This is a genomic window from Aliiglaciecola lipolytica (genome assembly GCF_018860635.1).
Lineage (GTDB): Bacteria > Pseudomonadota > Gammaproteobacteria > Enterobacterales > Alteromonadaceae > Aliiglaciecola > Aliiglaciecola lipolytica_A.
On sequence record NZ_JAHKPT010000004.1, the window covers coordinates 140473 to 157692 of the forward strand.

12 protein-coding genes are annotated in these 17220 nt (G+C 41.3%); 9 read left to right on the plus strand and 3 right to left on the minus strand.

Annotation, left to right across the window (positions count from 1 at the left end):
* Positions 1-19 precede the first annotated feature (19 nt).
* From KO530_RS00910 to KO530_RS00930, 5 genes are all read left to right on the plus strand, one after another.
* Positions 20-1357, plus strand: a complete 1338-nt coding sequence (locus KO530_RS00910; RefSeq protein ID WP_216046503.1) for a M14 family zinc carboxypeptidase — start codon at positions 20-22, stop codon at positions 1355-1357.
* Between the two features lie 165 nt (positions 1358-1522).
* Positions 1523-3577 carry an alpha/beta hydrolase family protein gene (locus KO530_RS00915; protein ID WP_216046504.1) on the plus strand — a complete coding sequence of 685 codons (2055 nt, stop codon included), beginning with the start codon at positions 1523-1525 and terminating at the stop codon, positions 3575-3577.
* A 5-nt stretch (positions 3578-3582) separates the two neighbouring features.
* On the plus strand, positions 3583-4641 hold the full coding sequence (locus tag KO530_RS00920; RefSeq protein WP_216046505.1) for a CNNM domain-containing protein: 1059 nt from the start codon (positions 3583-3585) through the stop codon (positions 4639-4641).
* 10 nt (positions 4642-4651) lie between these two features.
* The gene (gene lolD, locus KO530_RS00925) at positions 4652-5341 is read left to right on the plus strand and encodes a lipoprotein-releasing ABC transporter ATP-binding protein LolD (protein WP_216046506.1); all 690 of its coding nucleotides are present in this window, start codon (positions 4652-4654) and stop codon (positions 5339-5341) included.
* Positions 5338-6579, plus strand: a complete 1242-nt coding sequence (locus KO530_RS00930) for a lipoprotein-releasing ABC transporter permease subunit (protein WP_216046507.1) — start codon at positions 5338-5340, stop codon at positions 6577-6579. Before lolD ends, KO530_RS00930 begins: the two co-directional genes overlap by 4 nt.
* Positions 6580-6631: 52 nt before the next feature.
* Here the strand turns inward: KO530_RS00930 and KO530_RS00935 are convergent, their stop codons facing one another.
* On the minus strand, positions 6632-7993 hold the full coding sequence (locus KO530_RS00935) for a dicarboxylate/amino acid:cation symporter (RefSeq protein WP_216046508.1): 1362 nt from the start codon (positions 7991-7993) through the stop codon (positions 6632-6634).
* A gap of 122 nt (positions 7994-8115) precedes the next feature.
* On the opposite strand from KO530_RS00935, the gene KO530_RS00940 reads away from it, so the two are divergent.
* Positions 8116-10290 (plus strand): Ig-like domain-containing protein, encoded by a 2175-nt coding sequence (locus KO530_RS00940; protein ID WP_216046509.1) that lies wholly within the window; start codon positions 8116-8118, stop codon positions 10288-10290.
* A gap of 62 nt (positions 10291-10352) precedes the next feature.
* Here the strand turns inward: KO530_RS00940 and astB are convergent, their stop codons facing one another.
* Complete coding sequence (gene astB / locus KO530_RS00945; protein ID WP_216046510.1) at positions 10353-11693, minus strand: N-succinylarginine dihydrolase; 1341 nt, start codon at positions 11691-11693, stop codon at positions 10353-10355.
* Between the two features lie 334 nt (positions 11694-12027).
* On the opposite strand from astB, the gene topA reads away from it, so the two are divergent.
* The 3 genes from topA to KO530_RS00960 all read left to right on the plus strand — a co-directional run bounded on the left by topA (position 12028) and on the right by KO530_RS00960 (position 15814).
* Positions 12028-14664, plus strand: coding sequence for a type I DNA topoisomerase (gene topA / locus KO530_RS00950; RefSeq protein WP_216046511.1), 2637 nt, complete (start codon positions 12028-12030; stop codon positions 14662-14664).
* A gap of 76 nt (positions 14665-14740) precedes the next feature.
* The gene (locus tag KO530_RS00955) at positions 14741-15304 is read left to right on the plus strand and encodes a DUF2058 domain-containing protein (protein ID WP_216046512.1); all 564 of its coding nucleotides are present in this window, start codon (positions 14741-14743) and stop codon (positions 15302-15304) included.
* 54 nt (positions 15305-15358) lie between these two features.
* Positions 15359-15814, plus strand: a complete 456-nt coding sequence (locus tag KO530_RS00960; protein ID WP_216046513.1) for a YaiI/YqxD family protein — start codon at positions 15359-15361, stop codon at positions 15812-15814.
* Here the strand turns inward: KO530_RS00960 and KO530_RS00965 are convergent.
* Positions 15811-17049 carry a DEAD/DEAH box helicase gene (locus KO530_RS00965; RefSeq protein ID WP_216046514.1) on the minus strand — a complete coding sequence of 413 codons (1239 nt, stop codon included), beginning with the start codon at positions 17047-17049 and terminating at the stop codon, positions 15811-15813. The two genes, KO530_RS00960 and KO530_RS00965, sit on opposite strands and share 4 nt — an antisense overlap.
* Positions 17050-17220: the final 171 nt, after the last annotated feature.

The following is a 17220-nucleotide window of genomic DNA, read 5'->3' on the forward strand; positions in this document are numbered from 1 at the left end:
ACGACAGTTCGGAGTAAGCATGTTCCCCGAGAATAACGTATTAGAACAGCTTTATAGCAGCGCCAGAATTGCTCAATTAGACAAACCCCACGTATTTCCCCAAGATTTATTGGAATACCTTGCCGACCCCTTTTTTGCTGATACTGATTTTATGAGCAAGCAAGTTGTGGGGCATTCATATTTAGGCCAACCCATACAAAAGGTTACTGTTGGCAAAGGCAACATAGCGATTTTATTTTGGTCACAAATGCACGGTGATGAGCCAACGGCAACCGCGGCTTTGTTGGATTTAATTCAGTTTTTCCAGCAAAACAAAACACGTGCTTGGTTGAACGAGATTCTAGACAAAGTTACCTTGCATATAGTGCCAATGTTGAATCCAGATGGTGCACAGCAGCAAACTAGAGAAAATGCACAGGGCATCGACATAAACCGAGATGCTGCAGCGTTACAAACCCCCGAAGGTAAAGTATTAAAATCATTGTTCGACAATATTAAGCCACTTTTTGCTTTCAACCTCCACGATCAGTCGAAATATTATCGTATTGAGGACACTTTGAAGCCGGTAGAAATGGCGTTTCTCGCGCCCGCAGGCGACGCTCAGGAAAGTATCCCTGAACATAGGTGTAATGCCATGAAATTAATCGCTGCGATGCTTTCAGATATGTCTGATGAATTATTTGCAAAGGTTGCAAAGTATCAAGATAGTTATTCACCGCGGGCTTTTGGTGATCTCGCTTGCAGCCAAGGAGTTGCTTGCGTGTTAATCGAATCTGGGGCAACTTTTAACGATTCAAATAGACAAAATGCTAGACGCTTAAATTTTTTATGTTTATTGCATAGTATTCATCATATTGCCGAGCAGTCATACAACAAAGTGCTAGAGTTCGATTACAATTCTTTACCATTTAATATTGAAAACGGGTTGAGCGATCTAATCATACGGGGCTTGAACGTCGATACCGTAAATGCCAGTTTCAGTGTCGATGTGGCGATTAAACAGCAACACCAAAAGCTAGCACTTATTAGTGAATTAGGTGACTTACAACAATTAGGTGCTTATGAAGTATTAAATGCCCATAACTTTAGCTATGCACCTGGCAATACTTTTGAAGTAAACCAACCTATTGATTTAAACAAAGATAAATATATATCGTTGTTACGTAATGGATTTTGTCGGTTCAGTGGTGATATATCTTTAATTAATCAATTAACTGACTGGCCGATTATTAAAGTACCTGGGGAGTCGGAACCTGCTGGGTTTTGGCGTAAAAACATGCCTCCAACTTGGTTAATGTTATTTAATGACCAAGTCAAAGCTGCGTTATTAGAAGGGAAATTGATCGTTTTGGAGTAGATGTCGGAATTCATCTTATCAATACATAATTAAGCAAATCCTATAGAAACGTCTTGATTATCATTCATTACCGTTAAAATTTCTTAAGCTAAATGTCGTATTTACAAGGCATTTTTTAGAAAATGCGATAAGCTATTTGTTCGCCCAAAAAGGTTAGGGATAAAAATGAAAAAAGTTATAGTCACTTTTATGTTGATTGGTGGGTTAATCTCTCCAACAATTAATGCGAAAACCGAGATAGAGGTGCTCAAGTCTCAGGATATATTTGATATTGAGTATGCGGCAGACTTAAGCATAAGCCAAGATGGCAAAACGGTATATTTTGTCCGTCATTTTATGGATATTCAAAGCGACAGGAAGCTTGGCAATATTTGGTCTGTAGATACTAAAACTGGCGTTATGCTTCCGGTCACTACTGGCGAACAGTTAGATTTCAACCCGGTTTTATCGGCCGATGGCAGTAAACTCGCGTATATCTCGACTCAAACTGGTAAACCTCAGATTTATGTGACTTGGTTAGAAAGCGGTAAAACAGCAAAACTGACTAATTTGGTTTCTTCTCCTAGCGGTTTGAGTTGGTCTCCTGACGGAAAATACATCGCCTTTAGTATGTTCGTAAATGGCAAACCTAAATCACCGGTTAGCCTTTCTGGTAAACCACCTGGGGCAAAATGGGCAGAGCAGGCCATTTATATTGATGATGTTTATTACCGATTTGATGGTGGGGGCTACAGCGTTCCGGGGACAACCGAATTATTTATCTTATCCGCCGACGGTGGTACGCCCAGACAGTTAACCAATGATGAGTTTGATAATGGTGGTGACTTAAGCTGGAGTAAAGATAGTCAATTCATATATTTTTCCGCCAATCGATCAGAGAATCGCGAATTTGAGCCACTAAATAGTGAAATTTATGCTTTATCAATTACCGATAGTTCGATAAAGCAGGTGACTGATCGTGATGGTCCTGACACTAGTCCTAAGGTGTCACCGAATGGGAAATACATTGCATATATTGGTTTCGATGACCAACGTAAAAATTATGACAATGCTAAAGTGTATGTTAAACAACTTTCAGATGGTGAAACTATTTTCCAATCAGAAGGACTGGATCGCAGTATAGACGCTATCGCCTGGGATCAGAAAAGTCGAAATCTGTATATCCAATATGATGACAAAGGCAAAACAATTTTAGCCATGCAATCCCTAAAATCTGCAGATAAACGTAGCATTTTGTCTGATAAATTAGGAGGCCAATCGTATGGCCGACCTTACACAGGTGCAGAGTTTGCAGTTAGTGAAAATGGCAAAGTAGCGATTTCATACTCCAATCCTTTGCGGCCTGCTGATGTAGGCATTGTAGATAATAAACAAACCAAGCAATTAACCCACCTCAATGATGATGCGTTAGGCCATAAAACCTTGGCCCAGATTGAAGAGATTTGGTTTAAATCGAGTGCAGATGATCAAGTTATTCAAGGTTGGATAGCTTATCCTCCTGGTTTCGATAAGAGCAAAAAATACCCATTAATCTTGGAGATCCATGGTGGTCCTGTGACTGCTTATGGACCGCATTTTTCAATGGAAATACAATTGTTTGCCGCGGCAGGAAACGTTGTTTTGTATCTCAATCCTCGTGGTAGTTCTAGTTACGGAAAAGAATTTGCTCATAGCATAGATAAAAATTATCCGAGTCAAGATTACGATGATTTGATGTCTGGAGTTGATAGCCTGATTGAAAAAGGCTTTATCGATACTGAGCAGCTATTTATTACTGGTGGTTCTGGTGGTGGCACTCTGACAGCATGGTCAATTGGACACACTCAACGTTTTGCTGCTGCCGTAGTAGCTAAGCCCGTGATTAATTGGTACAGCTTTGTGTTAACTGCTGATTTCTATCCATTCTTTTATCAATATTGGTTTAGTGGAAAACCTTGGGATAATCTAAACGAATACATGAAATATTCACCTATCAGTTATGTTGGCAATGTGACTACACCAACTATGTTATTAACTGGCGAGTCGGATCATAGAACCCCCATATCTGAATCAGAGCAGTTTTATCAGGCACTAAAAATTCAAGGTGTGGAAAGTGCGATGGTTCGAATTCCAAATGCCTCCCATAGTATTTACCGTAAACCGAGTAATTTGATGGCTAAGGTAGAATACATTTTGTGGTGGTTTGAGCAACATAAACCGAAAAAAGAGGGCGATAGTTAATTTTTATGGTGCTACTAATAATATACGTAGTTGTTGCACTGGGATTTTCCTTTTTATGCTCGGTAGCTGAAGCGGTGATTTTAAGTATCTCTTCAGCATACATATCTGTATCCATGAATAAAGGCGAAAAATCAGGGAAGATTTTACATGATTTAACCGCCGATATTAATAAACCGCTAGCGGCGATATTAACTCTCAATACCATTGCCCATACTATGGGGGCCGCTGGAGCCGGAGCCCAAGCCGCAGTGGTTTTTGGCGATGCGTACCTAGGTGCGGCGTCGGCAATATTAACCTTGTTGATATTAGTGTTCTCAGAAATCATTCCTAAGACTTTAGGGGCGACTTATTGGCGTCAACTTGCGCCAATTACAGCTTATTTTCTGAAATATCTGGTTTGGATTTTGTACCCCTTTGTAAAAATGGCGAATGCGTTAACCAGTCGCTTCACCGAAGAAAGTCCTTTGAAAGGACTGAGTCGTGGAGAACTCCACGCAATGACCGAATTATCTAAACACGAAGGACTATTGGATCACCAAGAAGCCAATATACTGCAGAGTTTACTGAGTTTAGATGACTTAAAAGTCCGGGATGCGATGACCCACAGGACTGTGGTATTTAAAGTGTCTGAAAATATGACTGTTGAAACCTTCTATCATAAACATGCAACTGAAGTGTATTCGAGAATTCCTGTGTATGAAGACGAAGAGCCTGAAAAAATCAGTGGCTTCGTGCTCAAATCAGACTTGATATTAGCGCAAGCTCGGGGCAATGGGTCTAAATTGCTTTCAGAATATCGAAAAGACATGGTTGCTCTGCTGAGTAGCACAAATCTTGCGGAAACCTTCCCACATTTCCTGCAATCACGTTCGCACATACTATTAGTGGTAGATGAGTATGGTGGTATGGATGGTATTTTGACCTTAGAAGATTTGCTCGAGAGTCTTTTAGGTTTCGAAATTGTCGATGAGAAAGATAAGCACGTTAGTATGAAAAAAGTTGCAAGGCTCATGTGGAAACGGCGTGAACGGGAATTGTTTAACCAACAGCAAGAACAAAAATAAAGTAGAGATTATGTCACAGTTGTTAATCTGTAAAAATGTCAGTAAGACCTATCAAGAAAATGACTCTTCAGTGCAAGTTTTAGATAAGGTTAATTTTCAGGTGGGTAAAGCAGAGCAAGTAGCCATACTTGGCAGCTCAGGGTCGGGGAAGAGCACCTTATTGCATATTTTGGGTGCCTTGGATACGCCATCTTCAGGTAACGTTTTGTTTAAAGGGCAAGACATCTTTAAATTTAATGAAAAACAGCAAGCTGATTTTCGCAATAAATGCTTAGGCTTTGTATATCAATTTCACCATTTACTCCCCGAATTTACAGCACTAGAAAATGTGGCTATGCCGCTATTAATTGGTAAAATCAAGAGTGACCTAGCTAAGCACAAGGCAGAAGATATTCTAAAACGGGTAGGGTTAGGCCACAGACTAGACCATAAACCGTCACAAATGTCTGGCGGAGAACGACAGCGTTCTGCCATTGCGCGGGCGCTTGTAACTCAGCCAGATCTCGTTTTAGCGGATGAGCCTACAGGTAATTTGGATCACAAAACAGGGCAAAGTATCTATCATTTACTAAACGAATTGCGCGAGCAAATAGCGACCAGCTTTATAGTGGTAACCCATGATACCGAGTTGGCCTCTAAATTAGATAGGACCCTCAATATTACTGATGGAAAACTCGTAGAGCAGGGCGCTGCTGTATGAGTTTAGTGGCACAATTAGCTTGGCGATTCCGTTCAGGTAAACGCCAAAATGGTTTTATTTCATTCATTTCCGCATCATCTACCTTGGGTATCGCTTTAGGGTGTATGGTGCTGATATTGTTGCTATCGGTGATGAATGGCTTTGAACGAGAGCTGAAAAATCAACTTTTAAGCTATATCCCTCACGGTGAGATATATGCATATGAAGGCACTGGTCTGGAAAAATGGCAAGAACAACTCAACCGCTTGTCTTCCGATCCAAGAATAACCTCGATTGAACCTTATATTAAGGCCTCAGGCTTATTGCAAAAAGGCAATAAAATGAAAGCGGTGCCTGAGTTGGTAGGGATTGATTTGCATTACGCGCAAAACAACAGACTAGTACAGCAAGTGGGCAAAAATCATTGGGCAAATTTTAAAGCCGACCCTAACAGTGTGTTATTAGGGCGCTCAATTATGCAACAACTTGCAGTGAATGTGGGTGACAAAGTGCAATTGGTGCTACCGCAAATTTCCGATGACTTGTCGTTTTCAGCTCCGAAAACAGTGTGGTTGAATGTGGCTGGAGAAATTGCCATTGGTGGCGAGTTAGACTCCCAAATAGGTTTTATGCACATAAAGTTAGCGGCAGATACTCTCGGCACTGTTACTGGGGCGCAAGGATTACGTTTTCGTTTCGACGATCCTTTCATCGCCAATAGTGCCATACGGGAGTTTGGTTTTTCGTTCACACAGCACGTGTTTATGTCTGATTGGATGCGAACTCAAGGACATTTGTATCAAGATATTCAATTGGTTAGAGCGGTCGTCTATGTGGCGCTCACTTTAGTCATTGGTGTCGCATGCTTTAATATTATTTCAACCTTGGTTATGGCTGTTAGTGAAAAGCGAGCGGAGATAGCTATGCTCAAAACGATGGGCGCAAGGGATAAATTAATTATTCAAGTTTTTGTATTGCAAGGTGCGGTAAACGGTATCATTGGAACTTTGGTTGGGGTGATATGTGGCGTGTTATTGGCAGAATACTTAACCCCGATAGCGATTTTTATTGAAAACGTCAGTGGCGTTAAATTTCTTTCAGGGGATGTTTATTTTATCGATTTTTTACCTTCACAGTTGCGCTGGAGTGAAGTCTTTTTCACCGCGTTAATCGCTATTTGTTTGAGTTTGTTGGCAACTATTTATCCGGCCATCAAAGCAACTAAAATAAATCCTGCAGAGGCACTAGGGCAACACTAAGCAGTTATTCAAGTAGAATACATTGCTGCTTAGTGTTTTTTCATCTGGAATATTAATCCTTCGACTCTGGTGCGGTGGATTTAAAATCATGGAGGTCCACATTTTCAAAATCTACACCTGCATCCATATCGTAATACATAGCTTCGTCTAGTTCATTTTCGCTCTTCGCGACAACACAAGAAACCATACAATCTCCAGTGATGTTGACTGCCGTTCTCGTCATGTCCAACAAGCGGTCTACACCGAGTATCAAGGCTACGCCTTCAACAGGTAAGCCAACTTGTACTAGCACCATAGATAACATTAATGTGCCAACACCAGGCACGCCAGCTGTGCCAACGGAGGCTAGCGTAGCGGTTAATACCACCATTAACATATCAGCAGTTGAAAGGTCGATACCATAAACCTGTGCAATGAATACGGTTGCTACCCCTTGCATGATTGCGGTCCCATCCATGTTGATAGTTGAACCTAACGGAACTACAAAAGATGCAACTGATTTACTCACCCCTAATTTTTTAGTTGCTGTTTCCATGGTAACGGGCAAAGTTGCGCTGCTGCTTGCAGTACTGAAAGCAAATAATATGGCTTCACGCATTTTTAAGAATAAGAACTTGGGATTCAGTCCGGTCAACAGTTTAAGAATAATTGAATAGTTAACCAGACTATGAAATATCAATACTGCAAATACCAATACAAAGTAGATGGCCAAAGAAGCAATTCGTCCTTCATCGATGGTTGTGAATAGTTTTGCCAAAAGCGCAAACACACCATAGGGGGCTAAGTTCATCAATATGGTAACTAGCTTCATAATTACAGCATTTAAATCTTCAAATAATGCTGCTACTCGTTTACCAGCATCGCCTACCATGGCCATGGCTAAGCCAAATAAAACCGCAAAGGTTATGACTTGCAACATTTTTCCTTCAGTAAATGCTTGAAAAGGATTCGATGGGAAGATATCGATAATCACCATAGCCAAAGAGGGCGGCTCTTTTGCTGCGAATACCGCATCAGTAGGAATAGGCACACCTGCACCGGGTTGTACAATGAGCGCTGCAACCATCGCGATGGTAATAGCAACCGCTGTGGTGCCGATGTACAGCAAAATAGATTTACCGCCCAGACGTCCTAACTTGCTTGGTTCAGATAAGTTAGAAACCCCACAGACTAAAGATACAAAGACTAAGGGGACGATTAGCATTTTTAAACTGTTAATAAAAATCTGGCCAACTACATTAAATATACCATTGACTAAAACGTCATACGTAGAAACTGTTAACCCGAATACACTAAATGCTAAATCTCCGCTATCATCAAATGACCATTTTAAAATAACACCGGTAATTATCCCGGCAATCATGCCGATAAAGATTTTAGCGGTGAGACCAAGTTTTTTTGGAGATTGCTGCATTTTTTGTCCTAAAGTTATTATTGATTTTTGGATAGCGTAGCAAGTTTAGGTCTTCAGCAAAACTATAAAATGACTTAGAACAGGTACTTGAATTGAAAAACATTATTTGTGGGAAAAATTGCATGACTTCACGTTTGAAGATGTTGTTCGCAGCTCTATTGATTTTTACTCTGTCAGCATGTGGCGGAGGAGGCTCAGTAGAGCGTGATTCTTCTGGTACAAGCACTGGCGGAACCGACACTACAGTAACTTACGATGTTACATTAACTATTGCTGATCAAAATGGAAATACAGTGAACGAACTGACTTCCACTTCACCATTAATAGTGACTGCGACAGTAACTAGTTCCGGTGGTAGTGTAGAAGATCAATTAGTGACATTCACCTTTAGCCAAGACGGCCTAGCGACCTTTGATAACGATACGGGCACTGCGTTGACCAATGCTGACGGTGTTGCCACTATAGGTTTGCTGGTTGGTGCAAGCTCTGGTGATGGTTTGGTTACTGGCGCGCTTTCAGACGGGACAGAAGGGCAAGTGGGCTTTAGTTCTTCTGGTACTTCGCAATCAGGTGTGACACCGGCTTCTCTTGAGTTATACGCTAGCTCAATTCAACTGGCATCCAGTGGTTCTGATGAAATAGAACTAATTGCCGTAGTGAAAAATGCACAAAATATTTTGTTATCCGGTGTAGATGTTTCTTTTTCTGCTAACAATGGTGCGGAATTGCAAATTGTACAAGGCACCTCAACAGAAGATGGCACCGCCAGAGCAACGCTGACTAGCCGCAATAATCCAGAAAACAGAACGATTACCGCAACTGTTTCTTCGGGTACCTTTAATCAAACAGTCGATATTGAGGTTGTCGGCACCGAAGTGAATGTAGACGGCCCTATTTCAGTGGTGCTAGGCGATACCATAGATGTCACTATTAAAGTGGCTGATTCCGATGGCAACGGGGTGGCGAATCAAAGTGTTCAACTAAGTGCGTCACAAGGGGATATCGCAACCTCAGCAACAACTGACACAGAAGGGCAAGTAAGTATTCAATATGTGGCCACCACTTCTGGTGAAAATGAAATTACCGCCAGTGCGTTAAATGCCGAAGGAAGTTTAACCTTTACTGTGCAAGAAGATAGCTTTAGCTTCACCACAGTGCCAACCGAAGATGTTCCACTTAATACCAACTCAACGTTGGAAGTTACTTGGTTAAAAGACAATATTGCATATGTTGGTGGTGAAGTCACTTTGAGTTCTTCGCGTGGAGAATTTGTTTCTTCTTCAGCGATAACCGATAGCAACGGGGTTGCTTCTTTTGAGATACATTCAAGCAATGCTGGATTAGCTTCTATTACGGCGCTAGGGACTGATGGAAACGAGGATACCGTGAGTGCCAGAACGCAATTTGAATTTATTGCTACTGAGCCGGCGACTATCATTGTTGATGCTTCACCTGATTTAATCGGACCAGATGGACAAACATCCACCATTACCGCTGTCGTACGTGATATCACCGGAAATCTTGTTAAAGGCAAGGTCATAAACTTCAGAGTGGACGATGTTAGTGGTGGTTTTGTGTCGCCAAACTCGGCAACAACCGACAGTAACGGAATCGCTTCCACTGTTTATACTTCTAATGCGGTGAGCAGTGAAGATGCAGTCATTGTTTATGCAGACGTTGCTGATGATGAATCTGTGACTGATTTTACCACCCTAACTGTGGGTGATAGAGCCTTTGATATTTCATTAGGAACAGGGAACTTATTGGTATCGCCAGATGATTCAAGTTATTTAAAAGAGTTTTCTGTGTTTGTCAGTGACTCTGTTGGTCGAGCCGTGGAAAATGTTTCTTTAACCGCATCTTTAACACCGGTTAAATTCACAGAAGATGGCGTTTATCGAAAAGGGTTTTGGGTTTACGGTACTGATGTGTGGGTGATGAATGTAACTGCAACTTGCGCCAACGAAGATATCAATGGCAATGGGATTCTTGACAGTGGTGAAGATACCAATGGAGATGAAGAATTAACTCCAGGTATTGTTGGGACTATTGGTTTTACCGATGGTAACAATGAAACTGATTCAAACGGTCAAGCAAAATTAGAAGTTCGTTACCCAAGGGCTTATGGCGCTTGGGCAGATGTTGAAGTCGCAGTATTTGGCCAATCTTCTGGCAGTGAAGCTATTGAAAGTCAATATTTCACTTTTTCAGTTGCCGCTGACGATTTGGATGATGAAGCCTCACCACCGCCTAGCAGTCCGTTTGGAACCGGTTCTTCATGTGATGACGCTCTTTAACCTCTGAAGCATAAAAAAAACCTCGTAATTACGAGGTTTTTTTATGTCTAAATTGTGTTTATTTACTGTCGTTGAAACGGATAAATCGATCCTAAGTTCAAAATTTGGGTCAATTCATCTAAAGCACTGCGGGTTTCATCGAGTAAAGCCGCGTCGCGCAAATCGTCAACACTTAATTGATCGCGGTAGTGTTTATTAACCCATTTGTTTAGACGTGCAAAAACCGCGTCTGACATCAAAGTGTGTTGATTAACTGCTTCTAGCTCAGAACCGGTCATTGCTACTCTTAGTCTTAAACAAGCAGGACCACCGCCATTTCGCATACTTTGTTTTACGTCAAAATAGTGCACTTTTTTAATCGGCGTATTTAGGGTTATCAACTCCTCTAAATAATTAGCAACCGTGGAATTTTCTTGACACTCAGTAGGGGCGATGATGGCCATTTCACCGTTTGCCAGAGTAATGATTTGGGTGTTAAATAAATAGGTTTTTATGGCATCTTGAACGGGGACCGTTTTGGTATCCACTTGGATGAAATGCAATTTTTGGTCACCAAATTTGCGTTGAATTTCATCTAACACATTTTGCGTGTCAAGAAACGCCTGTTGATGATAAAACAGTACATTTTGATTACCCACTGAAATCACATCATTGTGAAATACACCTTGATCAATCAGGTCAGGGTTTTGTTGTACAAACACGGTAGTGTCATCACTCAAACCATGCAAACGGGCTACCGCTTGACTGGCCTCTAAGGTTTGTCTAGCTGGAAATTTCTTAGGTGCAGGCTTGCTGCTGTCAAATGCATACCGACCGTATACGAACATCTCAACACCAGCATGACCATAATCGGTGCAAAGCCGGGTGTGGTTGGCTGCACCTTCATCGCCAAAGTGTTCATTGTCTGGCAAGTGGGTGTGATGCTGGAAGTATTTGTCATTGGAAAAGGTTGCTTGCAATATCCTGCCAGTGACTTCAGGTTCCAAAGAGCGATGAAACTTGTTGGTCAAATTTGCTGGGGTAAAGTGAATTTTGCCATCACTCGTATCGGCACTAGGAGACACGGTGGCGGCATTGGCGGTCCACATGCTACTAGCAGAGCAACAAGCCCTGAAAACCTCAGGAGCACGTTTTGAGGCTTGCTCAAGCACACTTGAATCGTTGCCTGTAAAGCCTAGACGTCTGAGAGTATCAATATCAGGTCTTGCTTGTGGGGCTAATATTCCTTGCACCATTCCCATATCATGCAAGGCTTTCATTTTTTGTAATCCTTGTAATGCTGCTTGTTTAGGACTACTAAACGCTTTTGCATTACTTAGGGATGCAACATTACCAATCGAAAGACCTGCATAATTGTGGGTTGGACCCACTAAACCATCAAAATTGACTTCAACTTGTTTCACTCGCTCACCTCATTGCAATAAAAATGCACTCAAGCTTGCCCACTATTCGTTCGTCTTCGTTAATAAATTTATAAAAAACTAGGCGAAATGGGCTTGCTCTGTTTACTATTGGTGGCGATTATACGTCTTTTAATGTACTTGCCAATGCGCCTGTATAAATTCTGAGCATATTTGGTGCAGCTAAAAGTTCAAAAAGTAGATAAGTATTAAGAAGAACTTGTTTTCTATTCACTTTGCCGATATATGTTAAAAAAGCAAAATGCGACAGGAAGTTTAACGAAACTCCCTAAAAATGGCGTAAAACCCATATAAAACAAAGGTTAATGAATAATTTATGGCAAAATCATTGGTTATTGTCGAGTCGCCAGCTAAGGCGAAAACAATAAATAAATATCTCGGCAAAAATTTTATTGTTAAATCTAGTGTTGGACACGTTAGAGATTTACCAACAAAGGCATTAGGTCAAGCTCCGGCTAAAAAACCAGCTAAAGAGCTAAAAGAGTGGAGCGAGAAAAAACGCGAAACTTACCTTCGCGAATTCGAATACCAAAAGCTGGTTGATCGAATGGGAATTGATCCAAAACACGATTGGAAAGCCCATTACGATATTCTCGCGGGCAAAGAAAAAGTAGTAAATGAATTAAAAAAGCTGGCTAAAGATGCAGACACCATTTATCTCGCAACGGATTTGGATAGAGAAGGGGAAGCCATTGCATGGCACCTGCAGGAGTTGCTAGGTAGTGAAGGAAAAACCTATCAACGAGTGGTTTTTAACGAAATTACTAAAAACGCCATTCAAGAGGCTTTTGCCGATCCTGGCCAACTCAATATTGCACGAGTAAATGCGCAACAAGCACGTCGTTTCCTAGACCGTGTTGTGGGTTTCATGGTGTCACCACTGCTGTGGAAAAAAGTGGCTCGTGGACTTTCTGCTGGCCGCGTTCAGTCTGTTGCTGTGCGATTAGTGGTTGAACGTGAGCGCGAGATTAAAGCCTTTGTTCCAGAAGAGTTTTGGGATATTCATGCTGACTTAAATGCCAAGCAAACCGATTTGCGTATGTTAGTGTCTAAACACTTAGGTAGTGCTTTTAAACCGATCAATAAATCGCAAGCTGACACCGCTTTAGAGGCATTAAAAAATGCTTCCTATGAAGTCATTAGCCGCGAATCAAAGCCAACTCAAAGTAAACCGTCTGCTCCCTTTATTACCTCTACTTTGCAACAAGCAGCAAGTACTCGTTTAGGCTTTGGTGTTAAGAAAACCATGATGATGGCACAGCGTCTGTATGAAGCTGGGCATATTACCTATATGCGTACGGATTCGACCAATTTAAGTAAAGACGCAGTGGATGCTTGTCGCGGTTATATTGAAGAATCATTTGGTGCTAACTATCTACCCAATAACCCTATTTCATATGGCAGTAAAGAAGGTGCGCAAGAGGCTCACGAAGCGATACGTCCTTCCAATGTGATTGTGAAATCTGAGTCATTAACTGAAGTAGAGCGTGATGCTCAACGATTGTACGAATTAATTTGGCGTCAATTTGTGGCATGTCAAATGGTGCCGGCGAAATACGATGCTAGTACTATCAAGGTGAAGGCCGGTGAGTACGAATTAGTTGCCAAAGGTCGGGTATTGAAATTTGATGGTTGGACGCGGGTTCAAACTCAAGTTAAAGGTAAAGGCGATAACGATCTTAATTTACCCGATGTAAAAGAAGGTCAGAAACTTGATCTCAAAGCATTGGATCCTAAACAACATTTTACCAAACCAATTGCACGGTTTAATGAAGCGTCATTGGTTAAAGAATTGGAAAAACGAGGAATTGGTCGTCCATCAACTTACGCCAGTATTATCTCCACTATTCAAGACCGTGGTTACGTTAAACTAGACAACAAACGTTTCTATGCAGAAAAAATGGGAGAGATCGTTAACGACCGTTTAGTGGATAATTTCTCTGATTTAATCAGTTTTGATTTCACTGCCAACATGGAGCAACAACTCGATGATGTTGCCAATGGAATTCGTGACTGGAAAGATGTCTTAAATGAATTTTATGAAGACTTCTATCAACGTTTGCTGAAAGCTGAATTACCGCCTGAAGAAGGTGGTATGCGCCTTAATCAAGCTATTGAAACCGATGTTGAATGCCATCTTTGCGGTCGCCCTATGAATGTAAGAACTGCATCAACAGGGGTGTTCCTTGGGTGTTCAGGATATAACTTACCACCAAAAGAGCGCTGCACTGGTACTAAAAATCTGACCCCAGGTGACGAAGTCATTAAAGTGGATGATGAAGATGAACTGGAAACAGAAGTATTAAGATCTAAGCGTCGATGTGATATTTGCGGTACCGCCATGGATAGTTATTTGGTTGACGAGACCCGCAAGTTACACGTTTGTGGTAATGCACCGACCTGTCCGGGTACTTATGTTGAAAAAGGGACCTTTAAAATTAAGGGATATGATGGACCTATTATCGAATGTGATAAGTGTGGTTCGAACATGGAACTTAAAAATGGTCGTTTTGGTAAATATTTCGGTTGTACAAACGAAGAGTGTAAAAACACCCGTAAATTACTAAGAAATGGTGAAGCTGCTCCACCTAAAGAAGATCCGGTTGATTTGCCTGAATTGGAATGTGAAAAATCGGACGCGCATTTTGTGCTTCGTGATGGTGCTGCGGGTATTTTTATGGCAGCCCATAATTTCCCCAAATCTCGTGAAACAAGAGCGCCGATGGTGCATGAGTTAGCCAGGTTTAGGGATCGCATTTCACCCAAGTTTTATTATTTGGCTGATGCACCTGCAAAAGATCCTGATGGCAATCCAACAATGGTTCGATTTAGTCGTAAAACTAAACAACAATATGTAACGTCTGAAAATGCAGAAGGCAAAGCAACTGGTTGGTCAGCTTGGTATCAAGATGGTAAATGGGTTGTTGAAGATAAGCGTAAAAAAGGCAAATAGCCTTGTTTACAATTTACCTTTAGCGGCAGTGAAAACTGCCGTTTTTATTTCTAGAATATTCAAAGAGTATTTTATTATGGCACTGTCATTACAAGAACAATTATTGAAAGCCGGTTTAACCGATAAAAACAAAGTTAAGCAAGCTAAAAAAGAAAAACACAAGCAAGTTAAACAGCAACAAAAACATAAAGTTGTGAATAAAAATGAGTCGCAAATTGCGGCTCAAAAAGCGCTTCGTGAAAAGCAAGAAAAAGACCGAAAACTGAACCAAGAAGCGAAAGCTTTAGCCGAATCTAAGGCGGTATTGGCGCAGATTAAACAGCTTGTAGAGCTGAATAAGCAACCCAAAGACAACGGTGATATTCCGTGTAATTTTAGCCATGATAATTTGATCAAACGTCTGTATGTGAATCAACAGACCCGTAATCGAATTAGCCAAGGTAAGCTAGCGATAGTGGTGCTCGATGGTGCATACGAAATTGTACCTATGCCAGTTGCAGATAAAATAGCCTTGCGTGACAAAGACGCGGTAGTTTATCGTGCGGATGCTGCAGAGCAAGCCGAAGCTAAATCTACCAGTACCGCTGAAGAAGACGAATGGTATGCAGACTATGAGATCCCTGATGATTTAGTGTGGTAAACGGCTAATAATTTGCTGAGTTTGTATTTCAACATTTTGTAGGAGCATGATAATTTGAAAATTTGGGTTGACGCTGATGCGTGTCCGAATGTTATCAAAGACATTTTATTTAAAGCAGCGCAACGAACTGGCATTGAAATGACGTTGGTTGCGAATCAATTTATTCGTGTACCAGCAAGTAAAAACATCACTTCTGTGCAAGTCTCTTCAGGATTTGATGTAGCTGATGATGAGATTGTTGCTCGTTGTGAAGCCGGTGATTTAGTCATTACCAGCGATATTCCTTTAGCGGCAGAAGTGATTGAAAAGGGGTGTAACGCTTTGAGTCCTCGAGGTGAATTGATGGACAAGGAAAATGTGCGTTCCCGACTAAATATTCGTGACTTTATGGACACCATGCGCGCCAGCGGTGTTAACACTGGCGGGCCTCCGGCGCTAAATCAAACAGACCGACAAAACTTTGCCAATCACTTAGATCGGATGCTAACGCAATTCCATCGCCCCAATTAATCTGCTTTGGGTCTAGCTTGCCTTGCTGGTCTTGGCTTACGAGGTTTTTTAGGTCTAGGTGCTTTTTTAGGCTGAGGGTTGGCAGACGTTTCCGTTAACTTCTCTGTTGGCTCAAAGCCTTTGACTTCAACTCTATTAATTTTTTCGCCGATTACACGTTCGATATCTTTTAATAACTTCACATCTTCTACAGTAACTAGCGATATGGCATGCCCAGTGGCACCGGCGCGTCCTGTGCGTCCTATTCTGTGCACATAATCTTCTGCTACGTGGGGTAAATCATAGTTAATTACGAAGGGGAGTTGGTGAATGTCTAAACCTCTAGCTGCTATATCGGTAGCGACAAGTACTTGGATGGTTGACGATTTAAACTCCGCTAACGCTTTCGTACGAGCGCCCTGACTCTTATTGCCATGTATCGCTGATGATATGATGCCTTTAGCAGTTAATTGCTTAGCTAAGCGATTAGCGCCGTGTTTAGTCCTACTAAACACCAATACTTGATCCATATTTTGATGTTTAATAATGTGAGACAGTAAAGCAGACTTTTTGCTCTTATCAACAGGGTGGATACATTGTTCAACTTTATCCGCCGTTTTATTTGCCGGAGCCACTGAAATTTGCACTGGATTATTGACAATGCTCTTAGCCAATTCGCGAATTTGGGTAGAAAAGGTAGCAGAGAATAAAAGGTTTTGGCGTTTTTGTGGCAGCAATTTTATGACACGTTTAATATCGTGAATGAATCCCATATCGAGCATTCTGTCAGCTTCATCAAGCACCAAAATCTGTAAATTATCGAACTTCACCGCTTTTTGATTATATAAATCTAATAAACGTCCAGGTGTCGCCACTAAAATATCTACACCCTTACGTAATGCCATCATTTGTGGATTAATACTAACGCCACCAAAAACAACAGTGTGTCTGACGTTTAAGTTTTTGCTATAGGCCTTAACGTTATCCGCAATTTGAGCGGCCAATTCCCGTGTAGGGGTCAAAACTAACGCGTTTACTTGATTCGCTTTAGGACGGGGTTGATGGCTTAATTTTTCTAAAATTGGGAGTACAAAGCCGGCTGTTTTGCCTGTGCCTGTTTGTGCCGCGGCCATGACATCTTTATTGTCTAAAATTGCAGGTATGGCTTGTGCTTGAATTGGCGTAGGCTCATTGTAGCCTTTTTCAATAAGGGCATTGGCAATGTTTTGGCCTAAACCAAGGGTATTAAAATTCATTAAAGTTTCTCTATTAAGTAAAATACAGGTGATATGTTCATTGCTTAATATCTAAGTATTAAACGCAAGAAAATACAAATAATTTGAGCCGAAGTGCTATTTGCTAATTAAATGACAACACGTTGGCTAACAAGATAAGAAATGCGCTCAGTGAAGAGCGCATTTTGAAGA